We start from the raw sequence: 20,693 nt of genomic DNA on the forward strand, positions 1-20,693 counted from the left end.
ACACATTTCGTGTTCGGTGTTCTTCGCCGGCTGGCTTGCATGGTTTGGCGTCCTCCCATTAGGGGAGTCCGGCAGGTTCCAGAGCCTGCATGGGGATCGAAGTTTGTGTTTCGCGCTATGCCCGATTCCGGGGATCGATCCGCGAAGATTCCAAATTGTGAAAGAGCGGCGGGTCTGTTGAGGCCCTTCGCAATGGCTGTGTGTCGCTGCGATGGAGCGAACATTAGGCACTCCTTCTTTTTCAGTCAATAGGTATGCCTAATTTATTTTTGTTAGGCATGAAAAAGCCCGCACTGGGCGGGCTCTTTGAGAAAGTTGTTCAGCTATCGGTTAAAGCGCTCGACCAACGAATACTGCGTAGACGCTGTCTTGGTCAATTCCTTGTTCAGATTAGCCGACTCGCGTGCTTGGCCAGAAGTTTGGTCGGCTAAGTGGGCGATCGTTGTGATGTTGCGACTGATTTCCTCGGCCACGGCGCTTTGCTCTTCCGTGGCAGCAGCAATCTGCGTGGTCATGTCCGTGATATTGGAAACCGCCTCGCTGATACCCACCAAGGCTTTGTCCGCCTCAAGTACCCAAGAAACGCCTTCTTGGGCTTGGCGGTGACCGCTTTCCATTGTCTGTACTGCGTTGTTGGACGAAGTTTGTAGCTTGGTGATCAGATCATGGATCTGCGTGGTCGATTGCGAAGTGCGCTGGGCTAATTGGCGAACCTCATCAGCTACTACCGCGAAACCTCGGCCCATGTCGCCAGCCCGTGCAGCCTCGATTGCGGCATTCAGTGCCAATAGGTTGGTTTGATCGGCGATGCCTTTGATTACGTCGACGACTGTGCCTATTTCGCTACTGTCCTTGGCCAATTGTGCGACCGTCAGGCTTGTTTCGCCAACAACAGCAGAGAGCCGCTCGATAGCCTCACGGGTATCCCGGGCCACATCACGACCTCGGCTGGTCAGCTGGTTGGCTTGTTGGGTGGCATCAGCCGTCCTTTGGACGTGGCTGGCGACTTCCTGTGTGGTTGCAGCCATCTGGTTGACCGCTGCAGAGACCTGCTCTGTTTCTACACGCTGGCGATCCAGGCCTTTCGAGCTATCAGCGGCAAGCACGTCGGATTGCTCCGCCAGCGCAGTGAGCTGTTCGGCTGTGTCTTGTAGGCGTGTGAGACAAGTCTTCAGGCGCGAAGTCTGACTGACGAAGGCTGCCTCTAGACGAGCTTCTAGTCCGCTCGCATCGCTGTACATCTGGGCGATCAGTGGGTCGGAGGTAGAGGGTTCGGCCATCTGTAGCAGGCGCAGAGTTCCCCGAGTGTGCCAGCGCGAAGAGAGCAACCCGATCGGCACTGCTATGCCTATAGCCAAGGCTGTAGCTATAGGTGCACTGAAGAATAAACCGAATGAGCAGCCTGCCAAACCGATGGCTACATACGGCAGGCAATTCGATAGAGCGGACAGCCAGCGGTCTTGCCGAGGGATTGCCGGCTTTCCTTGGCTGATGCGCTTATAGAGGGATTCAGCACGGCGTATCTGATCAGTCGATGGTTTCACTCGGACTGATTCGAAGCCTACCACCTGGCTGCCTTCAAATATTGGCGTGACGTAGGCATTGACCCAGTAGTGATCGCCATTTCTTGAGCGGTTCTTGACGATACCCATCCATGGTCGGCCTTGCTTGAGAGCAGTCCACATGTGTGCGAAGACAGCAGGGGGGACATCAGGATGACGTACGATATTTTGCGGAGCACCAATTAGATCGGCCTTATCAAAACCGCTGATCTCTACAAAGGCGTCATTGCAGTACGTAATGACTCCTCGAGCATCTGTCGTTGAGATGAGCTTCTGCTGTGGTGCGAGTGTAATCTCACGCTGTGTTACGGGCTGATTGTTTCTCATTCCGATGACTCCATGGTTCCTTAGGAAGGCATCGGCCAAAATTCGGATAAGGTGAGCTGTTTTTGTAAAAAATCTTTTAATAACAATGAGTTGCATTTGTTATTTCAGGTTTTTTGGATCCAAGTTGTTGGTCTAGATATGCTCTTGATTTTGATTAAAAAATGCCGTCCGCTGCCTTGGTGAAACTAGCACTCGCCCCTTAATCTGCTGTAAGAGACGATCGGAAGCAGGAAGCGTTGGCCGCCTGGCTCTAAATAGGTAAAGAATCCGGAGTCTGGATGATCGCCGAGTAGCAGTGTGACGAGCTGGTTTAGCTAGCGGACGAGTACAAGCGAACTGGTGTGATCGACGATGATGATTGGCGGGAGCTGGGGGATGGGGCGACTGCCTTCTATGCGCGTGCAGTAGAAAGGCTTGGGGGTGGGATTTAGAAGGGGTGGGCAGAATCAAGAAGCCCAGCGCCTCGCAAAATCCTCCCCGCCTTCACCTCATCCGCATAGCCACTCAGGTTCTGCTGTTGAGCATCCAACAGCGCGCAAATTTTCATCAGCGCCATCACTTCGTCTGGGGTCTTATTACACTTAGCCATGCCGGTCAGCTCGCCCATTGCCCAGCGAATGACCGCGCTCGCATCCTCAAGATCATAGAACAGCTCCTGCTGTGCAGTCCGTGGACCATCGAGCTGCTGGATCAGATCTGTCATCTATTCAAACGTCCCGATGATTTTGCCGCCTTTGGCCTGATCCGAGTAAGCAGCCAAACCGGACTGCAGCCTCTTTCAGGTCGCGGCGCAGTTGCTGGTTGGGCTTGGTGAGGGACATGGCTTATACCTAAAGCTTCCGAGCGTTCCACACAAGCAGAACTCGGGCCTGGATATGCACGCGCGCAAGCATGTCACCGTCGATCATGATTGCAGGGTACACCGGATTGTCTGAAATCATGCGCAGAGATCCGCCTGTCAGTCGCTGGAGCCGTTTAATAAAAAGCTCACCATCCAGCGTGAAAACGTAGATCGCATCGGTGCGTATTTCGGTTATGCCGCGATCCACCAGCAGGGCATCACCATTGCGGAACGTTCCCTCCATGCTGTCGCCATCACCATCGATGATGGCCAAATTCTCCAGCTTTGAATAAGACAATCCCTGCGTCTGAAGCCAGTCGAGGTGGACGGTAATATCCCTGATCACCTCGATATGGTCGGGGGGAACCCTTCCGGCGCCCATTGATCCGGCCACGTCCATCTGTGGGATCGTTATAAAGCTGGAATCGAGAGACTTCCTTCGTGAATCAATGGAAATTACGTTGCTCTCCTTGCTATCGGGTAAAAGCCCGCCATCCACGCCCTTGCGCATCGATCCCTTTCCGGTAGCCAGCCACATTGGTTGTACCTTCAGAAAATCAGCAGCGATTAAAAGATTCTGCCCTTCGATGGTTTTTGTTTTCCCTGAAAGCCAGTCATTTACAGACGGCGCGCGAATCCCACAGGCCCGTGCAAGAGAAGCCTGGGAAACCTTGGGCGGACCAGCCATGGCCAGCTTTAGTCGTTCTTGAAGTGTCGTCATTAGGGGAGCCTAACACTAGGCATCTAAGGTATTCCTATTGACCTAAATAAAAGGTATGCCTAATATCTCGATCTGTGCGAATAGCCGGAGAAATCAGGCATGAACCCAAATGAAATTATCGACGCTCTCGGCGGCACCTTTCGAGTGGCCGAGCTGTGCGAAGTACGCCCTCCATCGGTAAGCGATTGGAGGAAGTACGGAATCCCGAGGGCGCGAATGATGTTTCTGCGCATTGCTAAGCCTGATGTTTTCAAAGCGCTTGAGGCTAAAGCCTCTAGTAAAACAGCTGCCTGACATGCCCGCCCGCAGATCCATTGAAGAGATTTTGACCGCATCCAACCCGAGGAAAAACTAGGACATGAAAACGCCCGTACTAGAGACCCGTCGCCAAGTCATGGCGGCCGTGTCCAACGCTTTCCCTGGTGGGATGGATTGCGCAGCTGCTCGTCTTGGCATCAAAGACAAACGCCTAGAAAACCAGATCTACGAGACGGCTGGCTGCAAGCCTTTGAGCGATGCCGAAATCTTCGTGCTTGAAAGCGAAACGAAGACTGAGCATCTGCCCGACTACATCTGCGGGATGTACGGCGGTGTGTTCGTGAAGATTCCACAAGCGGGCGAACTGGACAACGTAGACCTATACCAGCGCTCGCTTGCGGCATCTGCACAGCGCGGCGCCTTAGACCAAATGGTTGTATCTGCACTGGACGATGGCGAGATCGATGCGGAAGAAGCCAAGAAGATTCGCGCCCTGCACGCCAAGTACATGTCGGCGAGTCTTGAGGCTGTCGGTGCAGTAATCGAGTTGCACAAGGCTCGCGGCTAAATCGCGAGCACAAAAAAGCCGGGTTCACGGCCCGGCTCATTGCTACATCTGCGAGGCAATAATGAATACACAGAATTCTTACGTCAATACCCCCAACAATGTCGCGACACGTTTTCAGAAATCACAGAATGTGTCGCGCACGTTTGTTTTTCCATCCTGCGTCAGGAACACCTGACATGCAGTTCACCGACACGATCAATCAGGTGAAGGCATTCACGTTGGGTGTGAACTCCCAGAAAGCCTTGCTCGTTGCTGGCGGTGCAGCATGAGTATGGGGCTTATGGTCGCCGCGATGAAGCTTCGCGTCGGCAATCCACTTCGTAAGCTTGTGCTCATCAAGCTGGCGGACAATGCCAGCGATATGGGGGAGTGCTGGCCGTCCTACCAGCATATCGCCGATCAGTGCGAGATCAGCAAGCGTTCCGTTATGAATCACATCACCGCGTTGTGTGAGTCAGGACTGCTGCGCAAGGAAATCAGGAAGGGTGGACCGAAGGGCAATTCGTCAAATGTTTACTTTCTGACCCTCGATGGTGGTGCACCTCCTGCACCAGGGGGAGTGCAGCAGCTTCACCAGGGTGGTGCAGCAAGTTCACCCCCTAGTGAATCTCCTGCACTAGGGGGTAGTGCAGGAGCTGCACCCAGAACCAGTCACTTTTCTGAACCAGTCAATGAACCGGTCATTGAACCAATTGCACCCCCGGCTTCCGCCGAGGTCGTGCCGGCTCAGTCCTGCGGTTTGGTGCTGGTGGTTGATCGCACCGATGCGCCACGGGTTGAGATTCCCGCTGACATGCCAGGCCCAAAAGACCAATCCTGCAAAACGTTCAAGGTCTGGGCGAACTACGCCATGGCCCACCGCAAGCGCTACAGCACTTGGCCGGTTTGGAACGCCAAGGTCGGTGGCCAACTCGGACAACTTGTCGACCGACTCGGCGCCGATGTCGCTCACCACGTCGCTGCGCACTACCTGAAAACCAGCGATGCCGCGGTGCTCCGGAAGTGCCACAGCCTCAACGAACTGTTGGCCAACGCCGAGAGCTATCACACCCAGTGGGTGACCGGTCAGCGCATCAACGGGACAACCGCGCGCCAGATGGAACGCACCGAAGCGAACGCCTCCGCCGCCGAACAGGCCGCGCAAATGGTCTTGGCCAAGCGCCAAGCGGGAGAGCGCAATGAATACCTTTGAAATGAACGACCAGCAGGTTGCCGGGCTCGCTGCAGCGATCTGCGCCACCGCCGAGGCCATGGGTCAGGAAATGAACCCAGGCACCGCGGCGATGATGGCCGAAGATCTTTGCGCTTACTCGGTGCCCGCCGTGAAGGCCGCGTTGAAGGCTTGCCGCTTCGAGGTGAAGGGCAAGCTGGCGATGGCCGACATCCTCCAGCGAGTCCAGGCCGCTGACGGCCGTCCGGGCAAGGACGAGGCTTGGGCGATCGCCATGACCACCAACGATGAATTTGAAACAGTGGTGCTGACCGACGAAATCCAGCTCGCACTGGCTGCTGCAAAACCTGTCCTTGATGCCGGCGACAAGGTTGGTGCGCGCATGGCGTTCAACAGCGCTTACGAGCGCCTGGTCGGGCAAGCCCGGGAGGACAGTAAAGAAGTGAACTGGCATGTGTCTGTCGGCTTCGACGCCAACCGTCGGACGCAGGCGATCACCAAAGCCGTGCAAATGCAGCGAATCCCACAGGACCGTGCTCAGCAGTACTTGGCCGACTTGAGTGTCGCGCCGGTCACTGAAGACGGTCGGGCCGTCGTCGCGCTGCTCACCGGTGAGATCGCTCGGCCTTCGCCAAGGCAGCGCGAGAAACTCGCCGCAGTGAAGGATTCGATGCTGGCGATGCGTAAAGCCTCAGACGAGGAAAAAACAGAACTGCGAATTTTGGCAGCGAACGAGCTGGCGGATCGCCGGGCGCTGCTCATTCAGCAGGCCGAACAATTGGAAGCAAGGAGCGCGGCTCAATGACCATCGACAAACAAAAACTCCAGAAGCTGCTGTGGGCCGAAGCAGCGTCATTCCGTGCCGACTGCGCAGACTGGAAGCGCAATACCGAAGCGCTGCAGGAATTCCTTGGGGAGAAGACTGTGGAGGAGGTGGCGCTTGAGCTGCTGGCCGAGAATGAAGCGCTGCGCAAGGCTGCGCTGGAGGCCCGCGAATTCATTCTTCACGAAGCCGAGGTGCGTGGGCTGCTGGATGAAAACAATGAGGTTTCCTTCAGGCACCCAAGACGCCAAGCGGCCATCGTATCCATCGATGCCGCCATGAGCAAAGCGGTGCAGCCATGACCGACAAGATCAGCGTCAACTGCCAGGCCAAGCTCTCCGAAGCCATCACCGCGCTCAGCACCATGTTCCGCGACAAGAAGTTCGTCGTCGTATCGCTGCGCCCGGGAAAGAACCGCACGCTCGACCAAAACCGGCTGTGGTTCGCGATGTACAAACGCATCGCAGAGATGACACAGATCGGCGACGAGGCTGATGCCCGCCGGTACTGCAAGTTGCACGTCGGTGTGCAGATCCTTCTGAACGAGGATGCCGGTTTTCAGACGGAGTGGTACCGCGTCATGCGTCACCTCCCGTACGAGACGAAGCTGGCCATGATGGGCGGCTGCCATCTGTTCGGCCCGGACGGCTTCCCGGTGACAAGCCTGTTCAATCGCGCTCAAGGCGTGGCGTACACCGACCGGATGGTCGCGCGCTTCTCTCAGCAGGGCGTGTACTTCGACGATCTCTTGAGCCAGGAGGCTGCATGACGATTGAACGGAAGCCGCCCAAACCGAAGAAATGCCGCGTTGCTACTTGTAGGGCCTCATTCGTCCCATCGCGGATGGGGCAGGCGGTTTGCAGCCCGGCATGCGCATTGATCGACGCGCCAAAGAATCAGGACAAAGCGCGCAAGGCCATCGCCCAGCGCGATCGCCGAGATATCCAGGTGCGCAAGGAGAAGCTGAAGAGTAGGGCGGATCACCTCCGCGAAGCCCAGGCCGCCGTGAACGAATACGTCCGCCTGCGTGACGCTCACCTGCCGTGCATCAGCTGCGACGCGATGCCGAACGACAACGACCTCATGACCGGCAGTCGCTGGGACGCTGGCCACTACCGATCCGTTGGTGCGTGCCCGGAGCTGCGTTTCGAGCCGCTGAACATTCACCGCCAGTGCGTGAAGTGCAACCGCAACCTGTCCGGTAACGCGGTCGAGTACCGCATCCGGTTGGTGCTGCGCATCGGTGCCGAAACCGTGGCATGGCTGGAAGGGCCTCATGAGCCCCGCAAGTACACCGTCGAAGAAATCAAAACCATCAAGGCCGAATACCGGGCCAAGACCCGAGAACTGAAAAAGGGGCAGGCAGCATGAATTACCACAATGTGATCTCAGCAGTGGTCCGGGCATTGGCCGCCGAGACGACCAACAGTTCCGGCGGATGCAACGTCGAGCCCCGGGTGCAGGCCAGCAAGCTCAAGGGCGAGATATCCGGGAAGGATGCCGCGCTGTTGGCTGACTGCATCGTGCACAAGCTCCTGCACGCCCAGCTCGCCCCGCGGCATTGGAACGCCTTGGTGGCGAAGTACAGCACGCACCGTGGCCGTAAGATCGACTCCATCGGCCGGCTGGTCGCCGTGGTGAAGACCCCGGCACCGCAGCGCTTCACGCAACAGGCCGTTCTCGTTTGGGCGGTACCGCAGCAGGTGAAGGGCATTCAGCGAGCGGTAACCCAGATCAAGGCGCCGAAGCACCGGGAGAACAAGGAGAAGGGGCAGTGGGATTGGCGCAACGCGGCGGCAGACGCTGACGTCGCCCGGGCAAACAAGCATGCGCGCGCAGTAGCAGAGGACAAGCCTGGTGAAATGATCGTACTGGCCGATTCGAACTACGACATGACGAACTGGGATTCCCAGGGACTTACAGAGCGCACTTACCAGCGCTGGAACAAGGCCATCAAGGACGGGCTGGAGTCGCTTGTGAACGAGGCTCTGGTCGAGGCGCAACACATGCTTGAAGCAGTCGGGGTGCTGGAAAGCGAGGCGGCATAAAAAAGGGCCTCAAAAGGGCTTGCAATGTCATGTCGTCATGTCGCACTATTCACCCATCCTGTCATTCCTGCGTGTGTAGGAGTGATTAGAGAAAGCCTAGCCATTGCGCTGGGTTTTTTTATGCGTATATGGAAAGAGAAAGAGCCGGCATTATCGGGCTTTTAGTTTCTGATTGGGCCGCCGATACATTCACCACTCATTTCAAATGGATGTAATCGGATGGTCATGTACTTGCTCCTGTCGGGGCTCTGCTTAATGGTTGCTATGCAACTGGTCATATTCTGCGTTGCCATAAAAAATTCGTTACCCCAAGCCATGCTCTGCTTAGTCATACCTTTTTATGTGTACGTCTATGCGAAGAAAGACTCACAAGCGAAGGTGTTCCTCTGGGGTTGGTATTTGGGAATTGTTTTGCTCACTGCGGGGGTCGTGGCCTCAGCTTAAAGATATCTCCACATATTCATGAGCCTCGGCATTTGCCGGGGCTTTTTCGTTTTCGGCTCCCCACACCCATTGCTCCGAGCTGAGAGTGCCGTTGGAGCTGATTCAATCTGCAGGTCACGGCCTGCCACATTCCTGACTCCCTGACGGGGAGGAACCGAGATGCCAAACATGCCAGACAAACCAGACACCTGGGCGATAGCGCTTGCGTGGTTGAGCCAGCATTCGCCGATCCTCTATGCGGCTGCGCTGTCCTGCGCAATGGCTGTGTTGCGGATCACTTACGGTGGCGGCACACGTCGTCAGATGCTGGTGGAGGGCGCCATTTGCGGCGGCCTTACACTGACCATCATCAGCGGCCTGGATTTCTTCGGCCTGCCACAGAGCATGGCCACCTTCGCCGGCGGCTGGGTTGGCTTTCTGGGAGTGGAGAAGATCCGCAACATCGCGGATCGGGTGACTGACTTCAAGTTGCCGAGCCGCAAGGCCGAGTAAGTCGCGACACGTTTCGCGAGTCATTAAATCGTGTCGCGACATTGGAGAAGGGCATGAGCAACGTCACCCGCCTGCGCCACGCTCTACCGATGAGCCCGGAAATCAACAAGACCATCGTCGATCTGGGTAGCGTCATCGCCAATGCAGTGAATGTTGCCAAGGCTGCCGGCCTGCCTAAAGGACTGATCGTTTCCCTGTTGAACGGGCACGCCCAGGTGCAGACGAACATCATGGTGAGTTGAAGCGGGAAACAGCAGCAGGGTGATGAAAATGATTGCTCGAATGGAACGTTGCATTATCGATTTCCTGTAGTTGGAGGACTCGATACCCATTATCTGTATCCATAAAAAGCGTTCCACTCAACTCATGCGCTTTTGTCCAGCGCGACCCAATGCTCATCTCTGAGATCAGAAGAATGACAACCAAACAACCCGACTGGGAAGCGATCAAAGCGAGACGACAGGGAGTAGTCCACGGTCAAGGCTTCGAAGCCAAGCAGGCGATCAGTCCTGTACCGTCGTAACATTCGGGGGCCGCGAAATAGCCAAGTACCGCGATAAAGATTACGAAATAGAGGGCGGGCTTCATGAGATTCTCCAAAAAAGAAGGGGAGTAGAAAGTGGGCCACATGAAAAGAATCTTTTGGGTCCTATCTGCCCCCTTTTTAGGGGATGAATAATGAATGCCCGTCCGATTCCACCACCGGATATAGCGGAGTCGGTGGGCATCGTTCTTCGGCCGGCACCCGAAGTATGGGAATGGCTACAAACCGAGATCCTCGCCGACACCGGAAGCATCCACAACGAAGACCATGCCCATCTGATTGATGCGAACATTCGTGTGATGTGGGCATCTGCTGCCTTCACGAAGAAGGGGCGGACAGTAGTTGGCCAGGCCGAACAGATAGCGTTCCGCGCCGGCGGCTGGCAGAAGGCCCGGATGGAGCAGCAGATGCTGGATTGGTTCGGCGATGTGCCGGCTTTCATCATCACCTTGGCTGCGGATTACTGCGCCCAGTGTTCCGACGCGGACTTCTGCGCGGTGGTGGAGCACGAGTTATTTCACATCGCTCAGGCCAAGGATCAATACGGCGCACCCAAGTTCACCCAGGAAGGATTGCCCAAGCTTGAGATGCGCGGACACGACGTTGAAGAGTTCGTCGGTGTGGTGCGCCGCTATGGGGCAAGCCCTGAAGTGCAAGAGCTAGTGGACGCTGCAAACAAGCCTGTCGAGGTGGGGAAAATGAACATTGCGAGGGCCTGCGGAACCTGTCTACTCAAGTCGGCCTGAATGTGAGACAGGTATGAGACGGAATCCAATTTATGGCAGCCCTGAAAAACGATGTGAAAGCCTTCATCGTTCAGGCTTTGGCGTGTTTCGACACCCCGACGCAAGTCTCACAAGCGGTGAAGCAAGAATTCGATGTTGATGTGACGCGACAACAGGTGGAACAGCACGATCCCACCAAGCGCGCCGGAGTGAACCTCGCGGCGAAGTGGCAAACCCTCTTTCATGACACTCGCACTCGCTTCCGCGAAGAAACCGCCGAGATCCCGATTGCGAACCGCGCGTTCCGCCTCCGAGCTATGAACCGGTTCGTTGAGCGCGCCGAGACGATGAAGAACATTGGCTTGGCCATGCAGATCCTCGAGCAGGCCGCAAAGGAGGTCGGCGACGTGTATGTCAACCGACAGAAGAAAAACGACGATGAAAGTGAGCCGGTTGTACCGACCTCAGTTCAGGTTCATGTGATCAACGCGAGGAAGCCGGATGCCGAGCCTGAACGTTCCGCAGGCTGACTTCCTCCAGCTTCCACAAAAGTTTCGCGGCTTTGTTGCAGGGTTCGGTTCGGGCAAGACTTGGGTTGGCTGTGCGGCGCTGTGCAAGCATGTGTGGGAATGGCCAGGTATCAACTCGGGCTACTTCGCGCCGACCTACCCGCAGATCCGCGACATCTTCTTTCCAACGATTGAGGAAGTGGCGTACGACTGGGGCTTGAAAGTCCGGACGAAGGAAAGCGACAAAGAGGTCGACTTCTACAGCGGCCGGCAGTATCGCAGCACGACGATCTGCCGCTCGATGGAGAAGCCGCAGACGATCGTCGGCTTCAAGATCGGCCACGCGCTGGTGGATGAACTCGACGTGTTGCCCTCGCTGAAGGCGCAGCACGCCTGGCGCAAGATTATCGCCCGAATGCGCTACAACGTGCCGGGTCTGAAGAATGGCGTTGACGTGACCACGACCCCTGAAGGGTTCAAGTTCGTCTTCCAGCAGTTCGTTAAGCAGATCCGCGAGAAGCCGGCACTGGCCGGTATGTACGGCCTGGTGCAGGCCAGCACCTTCGACAACGAATTGAACCTGCCGGACGACTACATTCCATCACTGATGGAGTCGTATCCCGAGCAACTGATCCGCGCGTACTTGAACGGCCAGTTCGTCAACCTGACATCCGGATCGATTTACCACTCATACGATCGCAAGCTGAACCAGTGCTTCGACACAGTTCAGCCTGGCGAACCGCTGTTCATTGGCATGGACTTCAACGTCGGCAAGATGGCGGCGATCACCCACGTCAAACGTGATCAGGGACTGCCGCGCGCAGTGGATGAGCTGATGGATGGCTACGACACGCCCGACATGATCAAACGCATCAAAGAGCGCTACTGGCTCCACGACGGAAACGACTTCAAAAAGACCTGCGAGATTCGGATCTACCCGGACGCCTCCGGTGATTCACGCAAGTCGGTCAACGCCAGCATCACCGATATCGCCATGCTCAAGCAGGCAGGCTTCGCAGTCATCGCACCGGCGGCCAATCCACCAGTGAAAGATCGGATCAACGCCATGAACGCCATGTTCTGCAATGCGCAAGGCGAGCGGCGTTACCTGGTCAACCCGTTCACCTGCCCGACCTATGCCGACGGCCTCGAACAGCAGATCTGGGCGTCCAACGGCGAGCCGGATAAGAGCCAGGGTAACGACCACGCCAACGACGGTGGTGGTTACTTCATTCACCGCGAGTACCCGATCATCAAACCGGTCACCGCTATCAAAATGGGATACGCCCGATGAGCAACGACGTCTCCTTCAAGCGGGCGGACTACATCGAAGTGCTGGACCGCTGGGCGACCGTGCGCGATGTCTGCGCCGGCCAGCATCGAGTGGTCGACCGACTGCCGTACATCAATGCTCACGACAAGTCGCCGGAGAACGTAGACCGAAACAAGGCCTATCGCGAACGGGCGGTGTTCAAGAACGCCACCGGCCACACACGAAACGGGCTCCTCGGTTTGGCCTTTCACAAAGATCCGACGCTGGTCGTTGCGAAGAAGCTGGAGTATCTGCAGGACAATGCCAACGGCTCCGGTGTGAGCATCTACCAGCACTCGCAAGGCACGCTGGAAAAGGTGCTTGAGGCTGGGCGCCACGGTTTGTACGTCGACTATCACCAAGACGCCGGCACCGGTGGCCACTCGGTGATCCTGTCGTACTGCGCCGAAGAGATCATCAATTGGCGCACAGGCATGGTGAACGGTCACTGCGTGCTAACCCTTGTAGTGCTGCGCGAGACGCCGGAGATCGAAGACGGCTTCGGTTTCAAGGTGGTCGAGCAATATCGGGAACTGGCACTCGAGGATGATGGTTTTGTCTGCCGTGTTTGGCGCCGGTCCGGGCCGAAAGGTGGCGGGCCGCTGGCCGTTGTTCAGGAGTTCAAGCCCACCGGCGCCGCCGGCCGCCTGAAGGAGATCCCGTTCACCTTCGTTGGCGCGCAGAACAACGATCCGAGCATTGATGAGTCGCCGCTCTACGACATCGCCATGATCAACCTGGGCCATTACCGGAACAGTGCCGACTACGAAGACAGCGTCTTTTGGTGCGGCCAAGCCCAGCCTTGGATTTCCGGTCTGGATGAACAGTGGCGCGACTGGATGGAGAAGAACGGCGTCTACGTCGGCTCCCGCGCCCCGATGATGCTGCCTGCCGGCGGACAGTTCGGCTACGCCCAGCCACTGCCGAACACGCTGGTGAAGGAGGCGATGGCCGACAAGAATCAGATGATGATTGAGCTTGGCGCCCGGATGGTCGTGGCCTCTCTATCTTCCAAGACGGCGACCGAAGCACGTGGTGATCAATCTGCATCGACGTCGGTGCTCGCCGGCTGCGTGGCCAACGTCAGCGAGGCTTACACCCGGGCGATCATGTGGTGCTGCACGTACATGGGCGTCAACGACGCGAAGGTCGCCTACCAGATCAATCAGGAGTTCGTGGAGCTGACGGCTGATCCACAAATGATCACCGCCTTGGTCGGCCTCTGGCAGAACGGTGGATTCGCCAAAGCGGATCTTCGGGCGTACCTGCGCAAATTGGGCCTGATCGCGCCTGAGCGCACAGACCAGCAGATCGATGGCGAGCTGGCAGAGCAGGGCGACGGCTTGGGCCTGGACGATGAGGACAAAGTAGATGGCGGCAAACCAAGCAATCCTTGACGCTACGATTCGGCACGCTGTCTTCCTCGAAAAGCTTAAGGCTGGGGAGGTCGGCAAGTTCGCCCCTTTCCTGAAAGAGATCGACCGCTCGATTCGCGACAGGCTCACCCAGTCAGATCTGACCGAGTACAACGTGAAGCGACTGGAGGCGCTGCTGAAAGAGGTCGACAGTCTGTTGCTCGGCATCTTCGACCGCTACAGCGTGCAACTGAACCTCGACCTGATCGATATCGCCAACTATGAGGCCGAGTTTGAGGCATCGAGCCTGGCCCGCTCGGCGCCGGTTGGTGTCTCGTTGGATGTGGTCGCGCCGACGGCAGCGGCTATCCGCACCGCGGTGCTGACCAATCCCCTCAGTGTGCGCGGCACCGGCGGCGGCAAGCTGTTGAAGTCGTTCATCAAGGGCTGGACCAGTGCAGAGCGTGATCGCGTCACCGGCACTATCCGGCAGGGCTTCTTCGAGGGGCAAACGAACTTCCAGATAATCCGCAACATCCGCGGCACGAAGTCGGCCGGCTACAAGGACGGGATTCTCGCCACCACCAACCGCAATGCCAGCACGGTCGTGCACACCGCGATTCAGCATGTGTCGTCTCAGGCGCGCATGGAGGTGGGCAAGGCCAACACGGACATCGTGTCCGAAGTGGAGATGGTCGCCACGCTGGACAGTAAAACCAGCCAACAATGCCGGTCGATGGACAAACGAAGGTTTCCGGTCGATTCCGGGCCGAGGCCACCGTTTCACCCGAATTGCCGTACGACGTTCGTTCTGCTGACCAGGCTCAGCGAGATGTTCGCCAAGGGCGCTACGCGGGCAGCGGTGGGCGCAGATGGAGCAGGGCAGGTCAGCGCGAGCCTCGACTATTACCACTGGCTTCAGCAGCAGCCTGCTTCGTTCCAAGACGTGGCAATCGGGCCGATGCGGGCAAAGCTGTTGCGCGAGGGCGGACTGAGCATTGAGCGCTTCGCAGAACTACAGCTTGATCGCAATTTCGCGCCGCTGACGTTGGTGCAAATGAAGTTGTTGGAGCCTCTGGCATTCGAGCGTGCAGGATTACTTGACCTATAGTGCCTTTGATGTCAGTTTTTTTCGAATTCTAGGGACGGGGCTGATTTGATGCTAAGTAATATTAATGGCGTAGATAAAAAAATTGTTTTTGATTTTGCATATGACTTTTTATGTGAGTTTAATCCTTGCCTTTCGCGAAGATCTTCGATGTTTAAATCATATAATAAGGGGCTTGGTGAATTTCGGGCTATTTTATATGACTTATTCCATAGGGGGCGTCTAGCCAGAGAGGTCGCTAACTCGATTTTTCTAGCGCTGATTCTTATTAGGCGTAACGAGATTCTAAGGTCAAATGTAACGAGGAAAAATATAGAATTTGCGTTCTCGTTGATTGGCGATCGTTCGAGAGTCTCAAGCAGGGACGTGCGACGAATTTGTAGGATTATGGTTGCGCACTATAGGATTGAAAGAGCTGCAAACTCAGGTGGCGCATTTCAAATTTTTTCTAGTTTACATGAATCGGGTGCGGCGTATGAGTATGAGAGGTTTCTGACCTCGATGACACCCCATATCGATGTTTTGGAAATGTGTTACGACTTCAAATTGAGCTGATTAGATCTGAATAACTATAAACCCGCTCCGGCGGGTTTTTTTATGCCTGTAAAGCGGGCGACATATTCCCAAGGGGTGCATCAACGTGGCAGAAGAAAACGAAATCGACCTGGAAAATCCGGCAGTCAAGGCCGCTATCGCGACTGCCGTTGAAGCTTCCGTTTCTGGCCTGAAAACCAAGAACACCGAGCTGCTGGGCAAACTGAAAGACACCACCGGCAAGCTCACTCAGTTCGAAACGCAGTTCGAAGGCATCGACATCGACGCCGTCAAAGGTCTGCTCAGCCGAGCAGGCCAAGACGAAGAAACCAAGCTGCTGACCGAGGGCAAGGTGGATGAGGTCTTCAATCGCCGCACCGAGCGCCTGCGTGGCGACTACGACAAGCAGTTGAAGACCGTTACGGCGCGAGCTGAGAAGGCTGAAGCATTCGCTGCCAAGTTTCAGGGCAAAGTCCTGGGCGATTCGGTGCGCGGTGCTGCACTGAAAGCCGGCGCACTGCCGGAAGCAACCGACGACATCATTCTGCGCGCCAAAGGCGTGTTCTCGCTGAACGAAGAGGGTGAAGCGGTCGCCGTTGATGAATCCGGCCAGGTCATCCTTGGCAAAGACGGCAAGACTCCTCTGACTCCGCTCGAATGGGCGGAATCACTGCGCGAAAGCGCACCTCATCTGTGGCCAAGGGCCTCAGGGACACAAGCCCCGGGCGGGGGTGGCGGCCAGGCTGCATTCAAGCGCTCCGAAATGACTGCCGAGCAAAAGCGCGACTACCAGCGCAAGCACGGCCAAACCGCATACCTGCAATTGCCCAAGTAAGGGGATTCACCCATGGCAACGACTGTGAACAGCGACCTGATCATCTACAACGATGAGGCGCAAACCGCATACCTGGAGCGTGTCCAGGACAACCTCGATATCTTTAACGAATCGTCCAATGGCGCGATCGTGCTCGACAACGAGTTGATCGAAGGCGACTTCCGCAAGCGTTCCTTCTACAAAATCGGCGGCTCGCTGGAACATCGAGACGTCAATTCGACCGGCAAGGTGACCGCGAAGAAGATCGGCGCCGGCGAGGCCATTGGTGTGAAGGCTCCGTGGAAATACGGCCCGTACCAAACTACCGAAGAAGCGTTCAAGCGCCGCGGTCGTCCGGTCGACGAGTTCTCCCAGATCATCGGTGCCGATGTTGCCGACGCCACTCTGGAAGGTTTCATCCAGTACGCCACTGCCGCGCTTCGCGCCTCGATCAGCTCCAACGCTGAAATGGTGGTTTCGGCCAACATCGAGACCGACGGCAAGAAGACCCTGACTCGCGGCATGCGCAAGTTCGGTGACAAGTTCGGCCGCATCGCGCTGTGGGTCATGCACTCCAGTGCTTACTTCGACATTGTCGACGAGGCGATCGCAAACAAGGTCTACGAAGAGGCGGGCGTCGTCATTTACGGCGGCTTGCCAGGTACTCTCGGCAAGCCAGTGCTGGTGACCGACACCGCGCCGGCTGATGTGATCTTCGGCCTGCTGCCAAACGCCGTGGTGATCACTGAATCTCAAGCGCCCGGCTTCCGTTCGTACGCGGTGAACGACGAAGAGAACCTCGGTATCGGATATCGCGCTGAAGGCACCGTCAACATCGATGTCCTCGGCTACAGCTGGAAGGAAACCGCTGGCGGTGCGAACCCTACGCTTGCCGCAGTGGGTTCGGCTGCGAACTGGGTCAAGCATTCCAACAGCAACAAGGTGACTGCTGGTGTGCTGATCACCCTGACTACCACGCCACCAGCCGGCGGCTGATACTGGCCCTGACAGCGGCCAGCGATGGCCGCTACGGAGACTTTTATGGAACTGGTTTACTCCACTCAGAACTCGGACTTCGATCCGGAAAAGCGGTACCGCAACCCAGCGCACTTTGATCGACCTGAAGCGGGTGTGACGCATGCAGTTGTGATTGGCGACTGGCCGAAGGTGGTCGAGGCTTATGAGGAGCGGGGCGTCGAAGTTTCTGTGTTGAAACCTCTGATCAGCCAGCCAGGTGAATCGGATCGTGCCGACACCATCGCCAGTCTGGAACAGGACAACGACATGCTCCGCGCTGAGCGTAACGGCATCCTGCGACTGATCGATGCCGCCGAGGGGCAATCGAGGCTGGAACACCCGGGCGCCGGCGAACTGCCAATCCGCTTGTTCGGTGCTCTGAAAGCAATTCACGAGGGAGTCGAAGCCCTCACGAGCGAGCGTGACAACCTGGCGAGCGAGGCCGAATTGCTTCGCGCCGAAGTCGCAAGCCTGAAAGCTGCTGCAGAGCCGGTCGACAATGCCGAAAAGATCGCCGGTCTCAAAGCGAAGCTTGACGCCGCCAACGTGACGTATCGGGCGAATGCTTCGGTAGAATCGCTGGAAAAGGCAGTTGCTGACCTGCAGCAGGCGTAATAACCCGGGTGCCCGGTAACGTGGCACTCGATCCAGAACACCACAGCGAGCTGATTCATGACTCTCATCATCGAGGACGGTACCGGCAGGCCTGATGCCGAAAGCTACGCATCCGCCGAAGACCTGGCCATGTACGCCGTGAAGTTTGGCGTGACCATCCCGGCGGAGGTTCCGGCACAGGAGGCGTTACTGCGCCGGGCCGCACTGGCGATGGATGGCATGACGTGGAAAGGGCGAAAGTCCAACAGCGAGCAGGCACTATCCTGGCCGCGCCGCGGCGTCGAGCTGGATTACGAGATCAAGCCCGACAGATATCTGCCAGCGCGTATCCAGTACGGCCAAATGGCGCTGGCTGCCGAAATTCATACCGACGACGTCGACCCGATCGAGACGCGCAAAGGCGCGGTGACGCTGGAGCGTGTCGAAGGGGCAGTGACTCGCGAATACGCGACGATCCAGAACACCAGCGGCCGACTGCTGCCGGCGGCGCCGGATCGCCCGAGCGCGACACAGTTTGCTGACTATTTGCAGCGACGTGGGTTGTTCGCTGTAAGGTCGTGAGGTAGCGTAGATCCTTCATTTAAATGGAGGTTTTATGATTATCAGCAATGACCAAAAAAATGCTTTTTGGGAAAAAGCTTACCTTGCTGCGATAGCAGGGTTGTCGGCTAGACCGAATGTTTCCGAAAGCGATGTCGTCAATCGAGCAGTTGATACTGCTAATAAAGCTCTCGACGCTTATGTGACTCGGGCTGCGAGATTCACTAGTTAGACTATTACCTCATGATTTGGAGCCGCCATGGCCTTCTATGACGAAATGGCCGTGATGGCTCTGGAGATGATCACAGAGTTCGGCCAACCCGTGACCATCAGCAAGACGGAGCCGGGCGAATACGATCCTGAAACAGGTGGGGATTCACCGGGCGCCACCATGGAGCAAACCGCCCAAGGCATCCTGCTCGACTTCACCGGCCAGGAATTCCAGAACAACAGCCTCATCAAGCAGGGCGACAAGAAGCTGAAAATTGCTGCACAGGGGCTGGAGTGGGTGCCTGAACTGCTGAACAAGGTGATTATTCAGGGGCGCACCTGGGCGATTGTCCCGCCATTGAAAGAGATCAACCCAGCCGGCACGCCGATCCTCTACGAATTGCAGGTGCGGTCATGAGCCGCGCCGGCGCCGGCCAGTCCGGCAGCTTCGCTTTAAGTCTCGCCGAGTTCGCAGCCCAAGCCACTGAAGCCATCGACGCCAGTCTTCGCGAGATCATCATCGAGGTGGGTAACAGCCTCATTCGCATGTCACCGGTGGGCAACCCCGAGATCTGGGCGCAGAACGTCGTCGCGAGTCAGTACAACAAGGCTGTCGAGGATCACAACAGTGGACTGCGGAATGCCCCGGCCAATCTGACGAAAGCTGGCCGACTCAAACCCGGACGAAAGCTTCACGATGGCATGGATATCAGCGCGCCGAGTGGCTATGTCGGTGGCCGGTTCCGAGGCAACTGGATGTTCAACATTGGTTCGCCGGATAGCACAACGACCGACGAAGTAGACCCGAGCGGGGCCAAATCAACGGCACGGATCGTTGCCGGCGCGATCGAGTTCAAAGCCGGCGATACCTGCTATATCACCAACAGCCTTGGATATGCGATTCCGCTGGAGTTTGGACATTCGACCCAGGCGCCAAGCGGGATGGTCCGCGTTACCGTGGCCCGCTTCCAGCAGATCGTGCTAGAGGCCATCAGGAACAACCAGGTATGAGCCATAACCTCATCGCTTCGATATTTGAAGCCAGGCTGATCAACTGGGCTAAAGCATTGCCGGTACCGCTGAAGGTCGTCGTTGAGAACGAGGCTTATATGCCTGCCGACGGCGCCACTTACCTGAAGGCGTTCACACTCCCGGCCGACACGGGAAGCAATACGCTAGCCGGCGACCACAAGCTGTACACGGGCGTGTTTCAGGTCAGCATCGTGACGCCCTCCGGCAAATATCGCGGGGCGGCCGGCGCGCTGGCCGATCAGATTGCCGCGCTTTTCCCGCTTTACGAGCGAAACACCAAAGGCGCACTCACGGTGGTGACCATGACGCCGGTTGACCCCGGTCCCGGCATACCCGACGACACAACATTCACCGTGCCTGTGTCGTTCCAATACCGATCCGACACAACAATTTAATCCGCCCATTGGGCAAACCCGAAACCCGCCATGAGCGGGTTTTTTCATGTCTGAAAAGAGGAAACACCAATGGCTGGCATTCAAATGCCCAACGGCGCAACGTTCGAAATTGCTTCCGCCTATGGCACTGCAATCCCGTTCACCTCGCTGAGCAACGCGAACCCGGCGGTTGCTACTGCTGCGGCGCATGGTCTGGCCGAAGGCGACATCATCGCGGTTAACTCCGGCTGGACGCGCCTTGATGGCCGTGCCGTACGTGTTGCCGATATCGCCAGCGGCACATTCGCACTGGGCGGCGTGAACACTACCAACGTTCAGCAATATCCGGCAGGCTCCGGCGTCGGTTCGGCGCGCGAAGTGACCTCGTTCACCGAGATCTCGCAAATCACCGAACTGAACTCCACCGGTGGCGATCAGCAGTTCCTGACCTACGGCTTCCTGGCTGACGATGATGATCGGCAGATGCCAACGACGAAGAACCCAATCACGCTTTCAATCACGGTGGCCGACGACCCCTCCAAGCCCTATGTCGATGTTTGCGAGGCCGCCGACGATGACAAGCAGCCGCGCGTTCTGCGCCTGAACCTGCCGGGCGGAAGCAGCATCGTTTACAACGGCTACGTGTCGATCACCTCGACTCCGACCATGTCGCGCAACAACCTGATGACTCGCGTTATCAGCGTGGCGCTGACCGGTCGTCCAGCCCGTTACGCGGCGGTGGTGTAATC

At 57.1% G+C, this 20,693-nt stretch carries 27 protein-coding genes; 24 read left to right on the plus strand and 3 right to left on the minus strand.

Annotation, left to right across the window (positions count from 1 at the left end):
• Positions 1 to 323: 323 nt before the first annotated feature.
• From AB4P97_RS08260 to AB4P97_RS08270, 3 genes are all read right to left on the minus strand, one after another.
• Positions 324 to 1,889: a methyl-accepting chemotaxis protein gene (locus AB4P97_RS08260; RefSeq protein ID WP_395602920.1), complete on the minus strand. Its 1,566-nt coding sequence runs from the start codon at positions 1,887 to 1,889 to the stop codon at positions 324 to 326.
• A 427-nt stretch (positions 1,890 to 2,316) separates the two neighbouring features.
• Complete coding sequence (locus AB4P97_RS08265; protein WP_395602405.1) at positions 2,317 to 2,592, minus strand: hypothetical protein; 276 nt, start codon at positions 2,590 to 2,592, stop codon at positions 2,317 to 2,319.
• Positions 2,593 to 2,719: 127 nt separating this feature from the next.
• Positions 2,720 to 3,451: a S24 family peptidase gene (locus AB4P97_RS08270; RefSeq protein WP_395602406.1), complete on the minus strand. Its 732-nt coding sequence runs from the start codon at positions 3,449 to 3,451 to the stop codon at positions 2,720 to 2,722.
• 99 nt (positions 3,452 to 3,550) lie between these two features.
• Here AB4P97_RS08270 and AB4P97_RS08275 point away from each other — a divergent pair, with 99 nt between their 5' ends.
• The 24 genes from AB4P97_RS08275 (at position 3,551) to AB4P97_RS08390 (ending at position 20,691) form a co-directional block, all read left to right on the plus strand.
• Positions 3,551 to 3,745, plus strand: coding sequence for a hypothetical protein (locus tag AB4P97_RS08275; RefSeq protein WP_395602407.1), 195 nt, complete (start codon positions 3,551 to 3,553; stop codon positions 3,743 to 3,745).
• 64 nt (positions 3,746 to 3,809) lie between these two features.
• The gene (locus tag AB4P97_RS08280; RefSeq protein WP_395602408.1) at positions 3,810 to 4,277 is read left to right on the plus strand and encodes a YmfL family putative regulatory protein; all 468 of its coding nucleotides are present in this window, start codon (positions 3,810 to 3,812) and stop codon (positions 4,275 to 4,277) included.
• Between the two features lie 265 nt (positions 4,278 to 4,542).
• Complete coding sequence (locus AB4P97_RS08285) at positions 4,543 to 5,469, plus strand: helix-turn-helix domain-containing protein (RefSeq protein ID WP_395602409.1); 927 nt, start codon at positions 4,543 to 4,545, stop codon at positions 5,467 to 5,469.
• Complete coding sequence (locus AB4P97_RS08290; RefSeq protein ID WP_395602410.1) at positions 5,456 to 6,253, plus strand: hypothetical protein; 798 nt, start codon at positions 5,456 to 5,458, stop codon at positions 6,251 to 6,253. The genes AB4P97_RS08285 and AB4P97_RS08290 overlap by 14 nt, the downstream gene beginning before the upstream one ends.
• On the plus strand, positions 6,250 to 6,573 hold the full coding sequence (locus tag AB4P97_RS08295) for a hypothetical protein (RefSeq protein WP_395602411.1): 324 nt from the start codon (positions 6,250 to 6,252) through the stop codon (positions 6,571 to 6,573). Before AB4P97_RS08290 ends, AB4P97_RS08295 begins: the two co-directional genes overlap by 4 nt.
• A complete protein-coding gene (locus AB4P97_RS08300) occupies positions 6,570 to 7,040 on the plus strand; it encodes a hypothetical protein (protein WP_395602412.1) in 471 nt (156 codons plus the stop codon). Before AB4P97_RS08295 ends, AB4P97_RS08300 begins: the two co-directional genes overlap by 4 nt.
• A complete protein-coding gene (locus AB4P97_RS08305; RefSeq protein WP_395602413.1) occupies positions 7,037 to 7,642 on the plus strand; it encodes a recombination protein NinG in 606 nt (201 codons plus the stop codon). Before AB4P97_RS08300 ends, AB4P97_RS08305 begins: the two co-directional genes overlap by 4 nt.
• A complete protein-coding gene (locus AB4P97_RS08310; RefSeq protein ID WP_395602414.1) occupies positions 7,639 to 8,319 on the plus strand; it encodes a hypothetical protein in 681 nt (226 codons plus the stop codon). Before AB4P97_RS08305 ends, AB4P97_RS08310 begins: the two co-directional genes overlap by 4 nt.
• 603 nt (positions 8,320 to 8,922) lie before the next feature.
• Positions 8,923 to 9,255 carry a phage holin, lambda family gene (locus AB4P97_RS08315; protein WP_085747314.1) on the plus strand — a complete coding sequence of 111 codons (333 nt, stop codon included), beginning with the start codon at positions 8,923 to 8,925 and terminating at the stop codon, positions 9,253 to 9,255.
• Positions 9,256 to 9,308: 53 nt separating this feature from the next.
• Positions 9,309 to 9,497, plus strand: coding sequence for a hypothetical protein (locus tag AB4P97_RS08320; protein ID WP_395602415.1), 189 nt, complete (start codon positions 9,309 to 9,311; stop codon positions 9,495 to 9,497).
• Positions 9,498 to 9,933: 436 nt separating this feature from the next.
• Positions 9,934 to 10,545 (plus strand): putative metallopeptidase, encoded by a 612-nt coding sequence (locus AB4P97_RS08325; RefSeq protein ID WP_395602416.1) that lies wholly within the window; start codon positions 9,934 to 9,936, stop codon positions 10,543 to 10,545.
• A gap of 32 nt (positions 10,546 to 10,577) precedes the next feature.
• A complete protein-coding gene (locus AB4P97_RS08330) occupies positions 10,578 to 11,054 on the plus strand; it encodes a DUF2280 domain-containing protein (RefSeq protein WP_395602417.1) in 477 nt (158 codons plus the stop codon).
• A complete protein-coding gene (locus tag AB4P97_RS08335; protein WP_395602418.1) occupies positions 11,026 to 12,327 on the plus strand; it encodes a terminase large subunit domain-containing protein in 1,302 nt (433 codons plus the stop codon). Before AB4P97_RS08330 ends, AB4P97_RS08335 begins: the two co-directional genes overlap by 29 nt.
• Positions 12,324 to 13,742 (plus strand): DUF4055 domain-containing protein, encoded by a 1,419-nt coding sequence (locus AB4P97_RS08340; RefSeq protein WP_395602419.1) that lies wholly within the window; start codon positions 12,324 to 12,326, stop codon positions 13,740 to 13,742. Before AB4P97_RS08335 ends, AB4P97_RS08340 begins: the two co-directional genes overlap by 4 nt.
• Positions 13,717 to 14,811 (plus strand): minor capsid protein, encoded by a 1,095-nt coding sequence (locus AB4P97_RS08345; RefSeq protein ID WP_395602420.1) that lies wholly within the window; start codon positions 13,717 to 13,719, stop codon positions 14,809 to 14,811. Before AB4P97_RS08340 ends, AB4P97_RS08345 begins: the two co-directional genes overlap by 26 nt.
• A gap of 637 nt (positions 14,812 to 15,448) precedes the next feature.
• The gene (locus AB4P97_RS08350) at positions 15,449 to 16,177 is read left to right on the plus strand and encodes a hypothetical protein (protein ID WP_395602421.1); all 729 of its coding nucleotides are present in this window, start codon (positions 15,449 to 15,451) and stop codon (positions 16,175 to 16,177) included.
• A gap of 12 nt (positions 16,178 to 16,189) precedes the next feature.
• A complete protein-coding gene (locus AB4P97_RS08355; RefSeq protein WP_395602422.1) occupies positions 16,190 to 17,152 on the plus strand; it encodes a major capsid protein in 963 nt (320 codons plus the stop codon).
• A gap of 45 nt (positions 17,153 to 17,197) precedes the next feature.
• Positions 17,198 to 17,788 carry a hypothetical protein gene (locus tag AB4P97_RS08360; protein WP_395602423.1) on the plus strand — a complete coding sequence of 197 codons (591 nt, stop codon included), beginning with the start codon at positions 17,198 to 17,200 and terminating at the stop codon, positions 17,786 to 17,788.
• 57 nt (positions 17,789 to 17,845) lie between these two features.
• The gene (locus tag AB4P97_RS08365; RefSeq protein ID WP_395602424.1) at positions 17,846 to 18,349 is read left to right on the plus strand and encodes a DnaT-like ssDNA-binding protein; all 504 of its coding nucleotides are present in this window, start codon (positions 17,846 to 17,848) and stop codon (positions 18,347 to 18,349) included.
• A 34-nt stretch (positions 18,350 to 18,383) separates the two neighbouring features.
• Positions 18,384 to 18,560, plus strand: coding sequence for a hypothetical protein (locus tag AB4P97_RS08370; protein WP_395602425.1), 177 nt, complete (start codon positions 18,384 to 18,386; stop codon positions 18,558 to 18,560).
• Positions 18,561 to 18,587: 27 nt separating this feature from the next.
• Positions 18,588 to 18,956, plus strand: a complete 369-nt coding sequence (locus tag AB4P97_RS08375; RefSeq protein ID WP_395602426.1) for a hypothetical protein — start codon at positions 18,588 to 18,590, stop codon at positions 18,954 to 18,956.
• Positions 18,953 to 19,549 carry a hypothetical protein gene (locus tag AB4P97_RS08380; RefSeq protein WP_395602427.1) on the plus strand — a complete coding sequence of 199 codons (597 nt, stop codon included), beginning with the start codon at positions 18,953 to 18,955 and terminating at the stop codon, positions 19,547 to 19,549. Before AB4P97_RS08375 ends, AB4P97_RS08380 begins: the two co-directional genes overlap by 4 nt.
• Positions 19,546 to 19,965 carry a phage tail terminator-like protein gene (locus tag AB4P97_RS08385; protein ID WP_395602428.1) on the plus strand — a complete coding sequence of 140 codons (420 nt, stop codon included), beginning with the start codon at positions 19,546 to 19,548 and terminating at the stop codon, positions 19,963 to 19,965. The genes AB4P97_RS08380 and AB4P97_RS08385 overlap by 4 nt, the downstream gene beginning before the upstream one ends.
• Before the next feature lie 69 nt (positions 19,966 to 20,034).
• Positions 20,035 to 20,691, plus strand: a complete 657-nt coding sequence (locus AB4P97_RS08390; protein WP_395602429.1) for a phage tail protein — start codon at positions 20,035 to 20,037, stop codon at positions 20,689 to 20,691.
• Positions 20,692 to 20,693: the final 2 nt, after the last annotated feature.

Origin of the sequence: Pseudomonas sp. A1230 (assembly GCF_044218825.1) — a bacterium.
Classification (GTDB): Bacteria; Pseudomonadota; Gammaproteobacteria; order Pseudomonadales; family Pseudomonadaceae; genus Aquipseudomonas; species Aquipseudomonas iridis.